Origin of the sequence: Olleya sediminilitoris (assembly GCF_016785945.1) — a bacterium.
GTDB classification, from domain to species: domain Bacteria; phylum Bacteroidota; class Bacteroidia; order Flavobacteriales; family Flavobacteriaceae; genus Olleya; species Olleya sediminilitoris.
This window is the reverse complement of sequence record NZ_JAEMEF010000007.1, coordinates 38,488-51,535: the sequence shown is the minus strand read 5'-3', so window position 1 is coordinate 51,535 and position 13,048 is coordinate 38,488. Positions and strand designations below refer to the sequence as shown.

At 31.5% G+C, this 13,048-nt stretch carries 17 protein-coding genes; 14 read left to right on the top strand and 3 right to left on the bottom strand.

From position 1 onward, the window contains the following. The first annotated feature begins 11 nt into the window (after window positions 1-11). The 14 genes from rpmD (at window position 12) to JAO71_RS09320 (ending at window position 10,733) form a co-directional block, all read left to right on the top strand. Window positions 12-194 carry a 50S ribosomal protein L30 gene (gene rpmD, locus JAO71_RS09385; protein ID WP_028283887.1) on the top strand — a complete coding sequence of 61 codons (183 nt, stop codon included), beginning with the start codon at window positions 12-14 and terminating at the stop codon, window positions 192-194. Window positions 195-205: 11 nt separating this feature from the next. Next, window positions 206-658 carry a 50S ribosomal protein L15 gene (rplO, locus tag JAO71_RS09380; RefSeq protein ID WP_028289259.1) on the top strand — a complete coding sequence of 151 codons (453 nt, stop codon included), beginning with the start codon at window positions 206-208 and terminating at the stop codon, window positions 656-658. 14 nt (window positions 659-672) lie between these two features. Beyond that, entirely contained in the window at window positions 673-2,022 is a 1,350-nt protein-coding gene (gene secY / locus JAO71_RS09375; protein WP_054851674.1) for a preprotein translocase subunit SecY, read from the top strand. A gap of 10 nt (window positions 2,023-2,032) precedes the next feature. Continuing rightward, window positions 2,033-2,248 (top strand): translation initiation factor IF-1, encoded by a 216-nt coding sequence (gene infA, locus JAO71_RS09370; RefSeq protein ID WP_028289261.1) that lies wholly within the window; start codon window positions 2,033-2,035, stop codon window positions 2,246-2,248. 4 nt (window positions 2,249-2,252) lie between these two features. Beyond that, window positions 2,253-2,369: a type B 50S ribosomal protein L36 gene (ykgO, locus tag JAO71_RS09365; protein ID WP_013305171.1), complete on the top strand. Its 117-nt coding sequence runs from the start codon at window positions 2,253-2,255 to the stop codon at window positions 2,367-2,369. Window positions 2,370-2,371: 2 nt separating this feature from the next. Beyond that, complete coding sequence (gene rpsM, locus JAO71_RS09360) at window positions 2,372-2,746, top strand: 30S ribosomal protein S13 (RefSeq protein WP_028289262.1); 375 nt, start codon at window positions 2,372-2,374, stop codon at window positions 2,744-2,746. Window positions 2,747-2,847: 101 nt separating this feature from the next. Then, window positions 2,848-3,240 carry a 30S ribosomal protein S11 gene (rpsK, locus tag JAO71_RS09355; RefSeq protein ID WP_028283891.1) on the top strand — a complete coding sequence of 131 codons (393 nt, stop codon included), beginning with the start codon at window positions 2,848-2,850 and terminating at the stop codon, window positions 3,238-3,240. A 186-nt stretch (window positions 3,241-3,426) separates the two neighbouring features. Next, the gene (rpsD, locus tag JAO71_RS09350; protein WP_028289263.1) at window positions 3,427-4,032 is read left to right on the top strand and encodes a 30S ribosomal protein S4; all 606 of its coding nucleotides are present in this window, start codon (window positions 3,427-3,429) and stop codon (window positions 4,030-4,032) included. Between the two features lie 95 nt (window positions 4,033-4,127). Further along, on the top strand, window positions 4,128-5,120 hold the full coding sequence (locus tag JAO71_RS09345) for a DNA-directed RNA polymerase subunit alpha (protein WP_028606956.1): 993 nt from the start codon (window positions 4,128-4,130) through the stop codon (window positions 5,118-5,120). Window positions 5,121-5,180: 60 nt separating this feature from the next. Continuing rightward, complete coding sequence (rplQ, locus tag JAO71_RS09340; protein WP_028289265.1) at window positions 5,181-5,645, top strand: 50S ribosomal protein L17; 465 nt, start codon at window positions 5,181-5,183, stop codon at window positions 5,643-5,645. 87 nt (window positions 5,646-5,732) lie between these two features. Further along, entirely contained in the window at window positions 5,733-6,836 is a 1,104-nt protein-coding gene (carA, locus tag JAO71_RS09335) for a glutamine-hydrolyzing carbamoyl-phosphate synthase small subunit (protein ID WP_028606958.1), read from the top strand. A gap of 150 nt (window positions 6,837-6,986) precedes the next feature. Then, entirely contained in the window at window positions 6,987-8,282 is a 1,296-nt protein-coding gene (gene eno, locus JAO71_RS09330) for a phosphopyruvate hydratase (protein WP_028289267.1), read from the top strand. A gap of 183 nt (window positions 8,283-8,465) precedes the next feature. Further along, window positions 8,466-9,752 carry a citrate synthase gene (locus tag JAO71_RS09325; RefSeq protein WP_203000450.1) on the top strand — a complete coding sequence of 429 codons (1,287 nt, stop codon included), beginning with the start codon at window positions 8,466-8,468 and terminating at the stop codon, window positions 9,750-9,752. A gap of 66 nt (window positions 9,753-9,818) precedes the next feature. Further along, window positions 9,819-10,733, top strand: coding sequence for a dimethylarginine dimethylaminohydrolase family protein (locus JAO71_RS09320; RefSeq protein ID WP_203000447.1), 915 nt, complete (start codon window positions 9,819-9,821; stop codon window positions 10,731-10,733). A gap of 71 nt (window positions 10,734-10,804) precedes the next feature. Here the strand turns inward: JAO71_RS09320 and JAO71_RS09315 are convergent, their stop codons facing one another. Genes JAO71_RS09315 through JAO71_RS09305 form a run of 3 tightly spaced genes read right to left on the bottom strand, consistent with a single transcriptional unit; the run spans window position 10,805 to window position 13,007 of the window. Continuing rightward, complete coding sequence (locus JAO71_RS09315) at window positions 10,805-11,539, bottom strand: SDR family oxidoreductase (RefSeq protein WP_203000445.1); 735 nt, start codon at window positions 11,537-11,539, stop codon at window positions 10,805-10,807. Window positions 11,540-11,546: 7 nt separating this feature from the next. After that, on the bottom strand, window positions 11,547-12,350 hold the full coding sequence (locus JAO71_RS09310) for a haloacid dehalogenase type II (RefSeq protein ID WP_203000443.1): 804 nt from the start codon (window positions 12,348-12,350) through the stop codon (window positions 11,547-11,549). A gap of 54 nt (window positions 12,351-12,404) precedes the next feature. Then, window positions 12,405-13,007, bottom strand: a complete 603-nt coding sequence (locus JAO71_RS09305; protein WP_203000436.1) for a TetR/AcrR family transcriptional regulator — start codon at window positions 13,005-13,007, stop codon at window positions 12,405-12,407. Window positions 13,008-13,048: the final 41 nt, after the last annotated feature.

Sequence of the window (13,048 nt, the reverse complement as noted above, 5' to 3'; positions counted from 1 at the left end):
TCACAACAGCAATGTCTAAGATAAAAGTAACAAAAGTTAAAAGCGCAATCAACAGAACACAAAGACAAAAGAGAACTTTATTAGCTCTTGGTCTTAAAAAGATTGGGCAAACTATAGAACATGAGGCTACTCCTAATATTTTAGGTATGGTAGCAAAAGTAAATCACTTAGTTTCTGTTGAAGAAACTAAATAACAATACTGAAAATGGATTTAAGTAATTTAAAACCTGCACAAGGTTCAGTTAAAAGTCAAGGTAAAAGAATAGGTAGAGGACAAGGTTCTGGTAAAGGTGGTACTGCTACACGTGGTCACAAAGGTGCCAAGTCTAGATCTGGTTATTCTAAGAAAGTAGGTTTCGAGGGAGGGCAAATGCCACTTCAACGTAGAGTACCTAAATTTGGCTTTACTAATATAAATCGTAAAGAATATCAAGGTGTTAACCTTGATGTTATTCAACAATTAGTTGACGATAAAATTATTAATGACACTTTAGATTTTGATACTCTAGTAGAGTTAGGATTAGCTGGTAAAAACGAGCTAGTTAAAATTTTAGGAAGAGGAGAATTAAAAACTAAACTAAGTGTAACAGCTCATAAATTTACCGCTACTGCAAAGGCTGCAATTGAAGCAGCAGGAGGTGAAGCTGTAACTTTATAAGAACAATTGATCGCATGAAATTTATAGAGACATTAAAAAATGTTTGGAAAATTGAAGAACTGAGAAACAGAATCCTAGTCACTCTAGCTTTGTTATTAGTTTATCGTTTTGGAGCACAAGTAGTATTACCTGGTATTGATGCAACACAATTAGAAAGTTTACAATCTGGAACATCAGAAGGTATCTTTGGAATTTTAAATGCATTCACAGGAGGAGCATTTGCAAATGCTTCAGTATTTGCACTTGGTATTATGCCATATATTTCTGCTTCTATTGTAGTACAATTAATGGGAATTGCTATTCCTTATTTACAAAAACTGCAAAAAGAAGGTGCTAGTGGTCAGAAAAAAATCACTCAAATAACTAGATGGTTAACTATTGCAATTTGCTTAGTACAAGCACCAGGTTATTTAGCCAGTTTACAACCGATGTTTGGTATTCCAAGCTCTGCGTTTTTATTAGGACAAGGAGGAATGTTTTATTTTTCATCAATTGTTATTTTAGTTACAGGTTGTATCTTTGCAATGTGGTTAGGGGAAAAAATTACCGATAAAGGTATTGGTAATGGAATCTCATTATTAATTATGGTAGGTATTATTGCTACTTTACCTAAATCTTTTTTACAAAATGCTGCTTCTAGATTAGAAACAGGTAATAATGTAATGATGATTTTATTTGAAATCGTTATTTGGTTTGTTATTATCTTATTATCAATCTTATTGGTAATGGCTGTTCGTAAAATTGCGGTACAATATGCAAGAAGATCTGCAACTGGTGGATATGAAAAAAATGTTTTTGGTTCAAGACAATATATTCCTTTAAAGCTTAATGCTTCGGGAGTTATGCCAATCATATTTGCTCAAGCAATCATGTTTGTACCTGGTCTAATAGGTGGTTCATCTTTATTAAAAGATACTGCTTCAGGATTATGGTTACAATCTAATTTTTCAGATATCTTCGGATTCTGGTATAATTTAGTATTTGCTTTATTAATTATAATATTTACATATTTCTATACAGCAATCACAGTACCAACTAATAAGATGGCTGATGATTTAAAAAGAAGTGGAGGTTTCATTCCAGGCATTAGACCAGGATCTGAAACATCAGAATATTTAGATAAAATCATGTCACAAATAACTTTACCTGGTTCAATATTTTTAGCATTAATTGCTATCTTTCCTGCCTTTATTGTTAAGTTATTAAATGTACAACAAGGTTGGGCCTTATTTTTTGGAGGGACATCTTTATTAATTATGGTTGGAGTTGCAATAGATACTATGCAACAAGTAAATTCTTACTTGTTAAATAGACATTATGATGGCTTGATGAAAACAGGTAAAAACAGAAAAGCAGTAGCTTAATTTTTTCACTATGGCAAAACAAGCAGCAATAGAACAAGACGGAACAATAATTGAAGCATTATCAAATGCTATGTTCCGTGTAGAATTAGAAAATGGTCATATTGTGACCGCACATATTTCGGGTAAGATGCGTATGCATTACATTAAGTTATTACCTGGAGATAAAGTAAAATTAGAAATGAGCCCTTACGATTTAAGTAAGGCTCGAATAACCTATAGATACTAATACGATGAAAGTAAGAGCATCAGTTAAAAAAAGAAGTGCAGATTGTAAAATTGTACGCAGAAAAGGTAGACTTTACGTCATTAACAAAAAGAATCCTAGATTCAAACAAAGACAAGGGTAATTATGGCAAGAATAGCAGGTGTAGACATACCAAAACAAAAAAGAGGAGTTATTTCTTTAACTTATATCTACGGTGTAGGTAGAAGTAGAGCTCAAGAAATTTTAGCAACAGCTAAAGTTGACGAAAGCATTAAAGTACAAGATTGGACAGATGATCAAATAGGAGCAATCCGTGACGCTGTTGGAACTTTTACTATTGAAGGTGAATTACGTTCTGAAACACAATTAAACATTAAGCGATTAATGGATATTGGATGTTACAGAGGTATTCGTCACAGAGCTGGTTTACCTTTAAGAGGTCAACGTACTAAAAACAACTCTAGAACAAGAAAAGGTAGAAGAAAAACTGTTGCTAACAAGAAAAAAGCAACTAAATAATAATTTGGTCTTTAGTATTTAGACGTTGGAAGGAATCTGTTTGAAATTATAATGGTTTAGGATTCTAACGACTATCAACTAAAACAAAGAACAATAAGAATATGGCAAAGACAAACGCTAAAAGTACAAAAAAACGTAAAGTTATTATTGATGCGGTTGGTGAAGCACACATTACAGCTTCATTTAACAACATCATTATTTCTCTTACCAACAAAAAAGGTGACGTAATTTCATGGTCATCTGCTGGTAAAATGGGATTTAGAGGATCTAAGAAAAACACTCCTTATGCAGCTCAATTAGCAGCAGAAGATGCTTCTGAAGTTGCAAAAGAAGCTGGATTGAAAAAAGTGAAAGTTTACGTTAAAGGACCAGGAAATGGTAGAGAATCTGCTATCCGTTCTATTCATAATGCAGGAATTGAAGTAACAGAAATTATTGATGTTACTCCATTACCACACAATGGATGTCGTCCTCCTAAAAGAAGAAGAGTTTAATCACGTTATAACGTAATTAAGTCTAAGCTCAGCATTTAAAATTAATATCATCTGTATTCAGATGATATTAATTTTTTGTGTATATTTGCAAACTGAATTTAAAAACAAGTATCAACAAGAGATTAACGATTATCGAAGGATAAGATTAAGACCTTAATTCATAATCACTCTTAAAACAAATTAAAAATGGCAAGATATACTGGTCCTAAAACTAAAATAGCTCGTAAATTTGGAGAAGCTATCTTCGGAGATGATAAGTCTTTCGAAAAAAGAAATTACCCACCAGGTCAACATGGAAACAACAGAAGACGTGGTAAAAAATCTGAATATGCAATCCAGTTAATGGAGAAGCAAAAAGCTAAGTATACTTACGGTGTATTAGAGCGTCAATTCAGAAACATGTTCAAAAGAGCTACAGCTGCACCAGGAATTACAGGTGAAGTTTTATTACAATTATGTGAGTCTAGATTAGATAATGTAGTTTATAGAATGGGAATCTCTCCTTCTAGAAGTGGAGCAAGACAATTAGTATCTCACAGACATATTACTGTAAATGGTGAGTTAGTAAACGTACCATCTTACCAACTTAAAGCTGGTGATGTAGTTGCTGTAAGAGAAAAGTCTAAGTCATTAGAGGCTATTGATAGATCTTTATCTAACTCTAGCAATGTTTTTGAATGGATTACATGGAATAGCGAGAAAAAAGAAGGAACTTATGTTTCTGTTCCTGCTAGAATCCAGATTCCGGAAAACATTAATGAGCAATTCATCGTAGAATTATACTCTAAATAATATATATTAATCACATTGGTATTTAGCCAAAGGGTTTATTTGTGATCTTCAAGCTTATAAACCGCGCAACTAAATAACAATTAAAACGAAGACATATGGCAGTATTTAATTTTCAGAAGCCCGACAAAGTAATCATGATTGATTCTACTGATTTCGAAGGTAAATTCGAATTCAGACCATTAGAACCAGGTTACGGTCTAACAGTAGGAAATGCTTTAAGAAGAGTTTTATTATCTTCTTTAGAAGGATTTGCTATCACATCTGTTAGAGTAGAAGGTGTAGATCACGAATTTTCAGCAATCGCAGGTGTTGTTGAAGATATGACAGAAATAATTTTAAACTTAAAACAAGTTCGTTTTAAGCGTCAAATAGAAGATGTTGACAATGAGTCAATTTCTATTTCTATTTCTGGTCAAGACAAAATTGTAGCAGGTGACTTTCAGAAGTTTATATCTGGATTTCAAGTTTTAAATACAGATCAAGTTATCTGTAATCTTGATTCTAAGGTTAACATTAACATGGAAATCACTATTGAAAGAGGAAGAGGTTACGTTCCTGCAGAAGAAAATAAAAAAGCTTCAGCACCTATTGGAACAATCTTTACTGATTCAATTTACACACCAATCAAAAATGTTAAGTATAGCATTGAAAATTACCGTGTAGAGCAAAAAACTGACTATGAAAAATTAGTTTTTGAAATTCAAACTGACGGATCAATTAGTCCTCAAGATGCCTTAACAGAAGCTGCTAAGACTTTAATACACCACTTTATGTTATTCTCTGATGAGCGTATAACATTAGAGGCTGATGAAATTGCACAAACTGAAACTTATGATGAAGAATCTCTTCATATGAGACAGTTACTTAAAACTAAATTAGTTGATATGGACCTATCTGTTCGTGCTCTTAATTGTTTAAAGGCTGCAGAAGTAGATACTTTAGGAGACTTAGTATCTTTTAATAAAAATGATTTAATGAAGTTCCGTAACTTCGGTAAAAAATCTTTAACTGAGCTAGAAGAATTAGTAAATGTTAAAGGTCTTAATTTCGGAATGGACTTATCAAAATATAAACTAGATAAAGACTAATACATCATATTTTGCTCCTCAAAAGAGTAGAAGCAAGATGATGATTAAATTTTAAATGTCATGAGACACGGAAAAAAAATTAACCACTTAGGTAGAAAAACAGCTCACAGAAAATCAATGTTAGCTAACATGGCTTGTTCTTTAATAGAGCACAAACGTATTAATACTACGGTTGCAAAAGCTAAAGCATTACAAGGATTTATTGAGCCAATGATTACTAAGTCAAAAGATGATACTACTCATAATAGACGTATCGTTTTTTCAAAGTTACGTCAAAAAGAAGCTGTAACTGAATTATTCAGAGACGTAGCTGCTAAAATTGGTGATCGTCCAGGTGGATATACAAGAATTATCAAGTTAGGTAACCGTCTAGGTGATAACGCTGATATGGCTATGATCGAATTAGTAGACTACAACGAAATCTACAATGCTGATAAAAAAGCTAAAAAATCGACTCGTAGAAGTAGAAGAGGAGGAAGTAATAAAACAGTTACTCCACCTGTAGCAACTAACGAAGAAGAATAAATGTTAATAAGCATTTAATATAAAAAGGATAATCTATTTTAGATTATCCTTTTTTTTATGCAATTTTGCTAAACTTTTTTAAAGACTATGAAGTATCAAAAATTAAAAAAAGCATTAATCTTATTAGAAGATGGTACCATTTTTCATGGTAAAGCTGTAGGTAGAGAGGGATCTGCATTTGGAGAAGTCTGTTTCAATACAGGTATGACTGGTTATCAAGAAATTTTTACTGATCCATCTTATTTTGGTCAGTTAATGGTAACGACCAATGCACACATAGGTAACTATGGTGTTAATGATGAAGAAGTAGAATCTGATTCAATTAAAATAGCTGGTTTGATTTGTAAAAATTTCAGTTATGATTATTCTAGAGAAGACTCTAATGGTTCATTAGAAGATTTCTTAAATGAAAATAACCTATTAGCTATTTCAGATGTTGATACGCGTGCATTAGTAAGCTATATTAGAGATAATGGAGCCATGAATGCTGTTATTACAACTGAAGTTGATGACGTTGATTCTCTTAAAAAACAATTATCAGAGATACCATCTATGAATGGTTTAGAGCTTGCCTCTAAAGTATCTACTAAAACGCCTTATTTTGTTGGTGACGAAAACGCTTCAATTAAAATAGCAGCTTTGGATATTGGAATCAAAAAAAATATACTACGTAACCTTGTTAAACGTGATGCTTACGTAAAGGTGTTTCCTTATAACTCTACTTTTGAAGATTTAAAAGCATGGAATCCTGATGGATATTTTTTATCAAATGGTCCTGGTGATCCTCAACCTCTGGTAGAAGCACAAACATTAGCAAAACAAGTTATTGAAAATGATTTGCCTTTATTTGGTATTTGCTTAGGTCATCAAGTTATTGCTTTAGCTAACGGTATTTCAACTTACAAGATGCATAATGGTCATAGAGGTATTAATCATCCTGTAAAAAATCTAGTAACAGGTAAAGGTGAAATAACTTCTCAAAATCACGGTTTTGCAGTCAATAGAGAAGAGGCAGAAGCTCATCCTGATTTAGAGATTACACATGTTCATCTAAACGACAATACAGTTGCTGGTTTAAAAATGAAATCTAAAAATGTGTTTTCTGTTCAGTATCATCCAGAAGCGAGTCCTGGTCCACACGACTCTTCTTATCTATTTGATCAATTTATAGAAAATATAAAAAATAAGTAATACTAAAAAGACAACGATTTTAAATATTCGTTGTCTTTTTTCTTTTACTAAATCGTTATAGATAAAATTTTATGTATTTCTTGTATATTTCCTATTTATAGCTGAAAATTTAATATTAAATTTGAAATTAATAAACTAAAAATCACATATATGAGTATTATAATTAATGTTCACGCGAGACAAATTTTTGATTCAAGAGGAAACCCAACTGTTGAAGTAGATGTAGAAACAGAAAATGGTTATGTTGGTAGAGCAGCAGTACCATCAGGAGCATCAACAGGAGAGCATGAAGCTGTAGAACTTCGTGATGGTGGAGAAAAATTTATGGGAAAAGGCGTAACTAAAGCAGTTGATAACGTAAATTCAGTACTTGCTGAAGAGTTATTAGGTGTTAATGTTTTTGAACAAAATTATATAGATACCTTAATGTGTAAAATTGATGGTACACCTAATAAATCTAAATTAGGAGCTAATGCTATTTTAGGAGTGTCTTTAGCTGTAGCTAAAGCTGCATCTGCAGAGTTAGGTATGCCATTATACAGATATGTTGGAGGTGTTAGTGCTAACACACTACCTGTACCAATGATGAATATTATAAATGGAGGATCACACAGTGATGCACCAATTGCATTTCAAGAATTTATGGTGATGCCTGTAAAAGCTAAAAACTTTTCACATGCATTACAGATGGGAACTGAAATTTTCCATAACCTTAAAAAGGTATTACATGACAGAGGTTTAAGTACAGCTGTTGGTGATGAAGGTGGTTTTGCACCTAACCTTGAAGGTGGTACAGAAGATGCTCTAGAAACCATTGCTTTAGCTGTTAAAAACGCTGGTTATACATTAGGAGATGATGTGATGATTGCTTTAGATTGTGCTGCTGCAGAATTTTTTGTTGATGGTAAATATGATTACACAAAATTTGAAGGTGAAGCTGGTAAAGTAAGAACAAGTAAAGAGCAAGCTGATTATTTAGCTGAATTATCTAAAAATTATCCAATTATTTCTATTGAAGATGGTATGGATGAAAATGATTGGGAAGGTTGGAAATATTTAACAGAACAAATAGGTGATAAAGTACAATTAGTTGGTGATGATTTATATGTCACTAATGTAGAGCGTTTATCAAAAGGAATTTCTCAAGACATTGCAAATTCAATATTAATTAAGGTAAACCAAATAGGTACATTAACCGAAACAATTGCAGCTGTAAATATGGCTCATAATGCAGGTTATACGTCAGTTATGTCCCACAGATCTGGTGAGACCGAAGATAATACAATTGCAGACTTAGCAGTTGCTTTAAATTGTGGTCAAATTAAGACAGGATCTGCATCTAGAAGTGATCGTATGGCTAAATACAATCAGTTATTACGTATTGAAGAAGAATTAGGAGATGTAGCTTATTACCCAAAAGAAAATGCATTCAAAATTAAACGATAATTTAATTTTAAATTAAAACTTTATTAAAGTCTTTCAATTAATTTTGAAAGGCTTTCTTGTTTTAAAGTCAATAATAAAAATTTCTTATACTAAAATTGTTAAAAGCATTATAAATACGTTTTCTAAATCGTTATAGTTTTTGTAAATTTACAGACCAATTGAACATCAAATAAATCAATATATATGTCAAATAAAGCAACGCTTGAAATTAATGGAGAAAAACATGACTTTCCATTAATTGTAGGTACTGAAAATGAAATAGGAATAGATATCAAAACACTTAGATCTGCTACTGGTGGAGTTACTACAATTGATCCAGGTTTTAAAAACACAGGATCTTGTGAAAGTGCTATTACCTTTTTAGATGGAGAAAAAGGAATCTTAAGATATAGAGGATACTCTATTGAAGAATTAGCTGAAAAAGCAGATTTCCTAGAAGTAGCTTATTTGTTAATATTTGGTGAATTACCAGCGCAAGATCAACTTGACAAGTTTCATAGTGATATTAAAGAGGAATCTCATGTTGATGAAGACTTAAAGAAAATCTTAGAAGCTTTTCCTAAGTCAGCTCACCCAATGGGAGTTTTATCTTCATTAACCAGTGCTTTAACAGCATTTAATCCTTCTTCTGTAAATGTAGATTCTGAAGAGGATATGTACAAAGCCATTGTTAAAATATTAGGTAAATTCCCTGTATTAGTAGCATGGACAATGCGTAAAAGAAAAGGACAACCTTTAAATTACGGAAGCAAAAACTTAGGTTATGTAGAGAACATCTTAAAAATGATGTTTGAAAAGCCAAATGAAGATTACGTACAAAATGACATCTTGTTAAATGCTTTAGATAAGTTATTAATCCTTCATGCAGATCATGAGCAAAACTGTTCTACATCAACTGTAAGAGTTGTTGGATCATCTCACGCAGGGTTATTTGCATCTTTATCTTCAGGTATTTCTGCACTTTGGGGTCCATTACATGGTGGAGCAAACCAAGCTGTATTAGAAATGTTAGAAGCTATTAAAGAAGATGGAGGAGACACTAAAAAGTTTATGGCAAAGGCAAAGGATAAAGAAGATCCTTTCCGTTTAATGGGCTTTGGACATAGAGTTTACAAAAACTTTGACCCAAGAGCAAAAATTATTAAAGTTGCTGCAGACGAAGTTTTAGGAGATTTAGGAATTGAAGATCCAGTGTTAGATATCGCTAAAGGTTTAGCATCAGAGGCTTTAAGTGATGACTATTTTGTTAAAAGAAAACTATATCCAAACGTAGATTTTTATTCAGGTATTATTTACAGATCTATGGGGATTCCTGTAGAAATGTTTACTGTAATGTTCGCTTTAGGTCGTTTACCAGGTTGGATTGCACAATGGAAAGAAATGAGACTTCGTAAAGAACCAATTGGACGTCCAAGACAAATTTATATTGGTGAAAACTTAAGATCTTTCAAGTCAATTTCTGACAGATAAAATCTAATAAATTATACAACAAAAAGCTTCATAAATATTTATGAAGCTTTTTTATATCTTTACTTTATGTTAAAAATTAATGTAAAAAACGAAACCTCTAGACTAAGAGCTGTCGTTTTAGGAACAGCAGTTAGTAATGGTCCAACTCCAAAATTAGAAGAGGCTTACGATCCTAAATCTTTATTACATATCAAAGCCGGTACTTATCCAATTGAAGCAGATATGGTTAATGAAATGGAAGCTGTAGCAGCTATTTTTGAAAAATATGATGTTAAAGTTTATAGACCAGAATTAATCAAAGATTGTAATCAAATTTTTGCTAGAGATATTGCGTTTGTTATTGATGATGTTTTTATTAAAGCAAATATTCTTCCAGATCGTGAAAACGAATTAGAAGCAATACAATATGTTATAGACCAAATAGATCCAGAAAAAGTAATAAGACCTCCAGAAGAAGTACACATTGAAGGTGGTGATGTAATGTTATGGAATGACTATATTTTTGTAGGTACTTACAGAGGTGAAGATTACTCAGATTATATTGTTGCAAGAACAAATAAAGCTGGAGTTGATTTTATTACCCAACAATTTCCTGATAAAAAAGTAATGAGCTTTGATTTAAACAAATCTCAAACTAATCCTTATGATAACGCTTTACATTTAGATTGTTGTTTTCAACCTATAGGGACAGATAAAGCGATTTTACACAAAGAAGGTTTTAGAGACGAGTCTGAGTTTGAATGGCTATTAAACTTTTTTGGAAAAGACAATTGTTTTATTATTTCTAAGGAAGAAATGTTTAATATGAATAGTAATATATTTAGTATTTCTGAAAACATTATTATTTCAGAACAAAATTTTACTAGACTTAATACTTGGTTAAGAGACAAAGGATTTACAGTTGAAGAAGTGCCTTATGCTGAAATAGCAAAGCAAGAAGGTTTGTTAAGATGTAGTACAATGCCTTTATTAAGAGATTAGATAGTTGTTTGAAAATTTATAAAAACGTCCAAAATTAGATTTTGGACGTTTTTTTATTTAAAAATTTTGCATTAAACCAATGCACCATTGGCACCAATAACTTGTCCAGATATCCATTTAGAGTCATCACTTGCTAAAAATAATACAACATTTGCAATATCAATTGGTTTAGCTAGCCTATTAAAGGCTGTTTTAGAAGCTAGATTTTTAATAGTCTCTTCAGATTTACCTTTTAGAAATAGTTCGGTTTCTGTTGCTCCAGGAGCAATTGCATTTACAGAAATACCACGACCAATTTCTTGAGAATATACTCTAGTAATTTGTTCAACAGCTGCTTTTGTTGCTGAATATATAGAATAGGTTGGTAACATTAGTTTTGTAGTACTTGATGAAAAATTAATTATAATTCCATTATCAGCAAGCTTACTATCAGCTTCTTGTAATGTATTAAATATTCCGCCAACATTAACTTCAAATTGTCTTTTAAAATCTTGTTCTGTCGTATCTTTTAAGTGTTTTGAAATCATAATTCCAGCGTTGTTTACTAAAACATCTACTTTTCCATAAGTTTCAATAGTTTTATCAAATAACTTAGTGACTTCATCTTTATTGCTTACGTCGGCTTGTATTGTTGTGGCTAAACCTCCATTATTTGTGATAGTGTTTACGGTGTTATTAGCTTCTTCTTCGCTATTTGAATAATTAACAATTACTGTAGCACCATTTTTTGCTAGTACGATTGCGACTTCTTTTCCAATACCTCTAGAAGATCCTGTTACAATTATGACTTTATTTTTAAGTTTCATATGCTTTTTATTTTAGTTTTATTAGTTGCTCTGCAATTAATTTTAAATTAGATTCATTTATTTCTGGTGGATTAGCTAAAGGATAAAGTTGAGCTCCTGGTCTACTAATAAATGCAGTTCTCCAGTTAGCCCAAATGGCTCCAGCAATGTCCCAACCATGTGCTGCAACTAACATACACTCGTTTGGATTTAAACCACTTTTTCTAGCAGCCCAATCATAAGCATCAGTATGTGGTTTAAATTTACCAATATCTTCAATACTATACCTATCATCAAAATATTGAGTTAAGCCAGCGTTTTCAAATTGTGTTTTAACACCTTTGTTAGATGAGTTTGTAAAAGATATTAATTTATAACCTGCATCTTTTAGTGCTTGTAATGATGCTTTAACTTCTGGATGAGCAGGTAATGATCTAATAGGTCCTAAGATGGAGTTTTTTGCATCGTCTTCTGTAATAGTAATCCCGTTATTTTGAGCGACCATTTGTAAAGCTGCAGCACCAATAATACCAAAATCATTATACTGTCTTCCAACAGTTGATACTAATGAATATTGTAGCATTGTGGTAAACCATAATTTTAATAAATCTTTTCTGCCACCAAGTGCATCTGCTACACTTTTTTTCATGACTGTTAGGTCAAGTAAAGTTTCGTTAACATCAAAAAATAAGACTTTTGGTCTTAGATCTGTTATTATTTTAGAATTTGAATTATTGTCTGTTGAATTAGCCATTCCAAATTGTGGTATTGCAGCTCCACCTAAACTTAATAAAGCTGTTTTTTTAATAAAATCTCTTCTTTTGTTACTCATTTTATTTGATGTTTTTAAAAACATACTTATTGGTATGTTTTGGGTTAAAAAAAATTAATATTTAACTTGTTGTAGATAAATAGATAGTCCTAGAAGGTAGTCATCCAGTATTAAATCATCATTATACAATTTTCTAATACCTCTAATACCTTCAAACGCACTAATTAAGTAAACAGCGATTGCTTTACTTGAAAGCGTGTTTTTAATAGTTTTTTCAGCTTGACCTCTTTCTATTAAAGTCATTAAAGATAGTTTCCAGTTTTCTACTATGTTTTTAAGGGCTAATTGATAAGCAACTTCATGATCACCAATTTCGTTTATTAAATTATTCATAGGACAGCCATGTTGTTTTTCAAAAAAAGGAAAAGATTTTAAGCGATTTAAAAATACATTTTCCAATATATTAAAAGCATTACCAGTTTGTTTTAAAGGTAAAATCATTCCATTAACAACTCTTTTTTCAACTTTTAAAGTTATGACTTCTAATCCAAGTTGTTTTTTGTTTTTGTAATGATGGTAAAATGCTCCTTTACTTAAAGTTGTAGCTTTCATTATTTTATCAATACTAGTAGATTTAAATCCAGACTTGTAAAAAAGATTAAAGGCGTTATCCAGTATTAATTGTTTAGTTAATTCTGATTTTAATTCTTGCTGCATGACGTAAAAATATAAAAAACACCAGTTAGTATGTTTTTGTA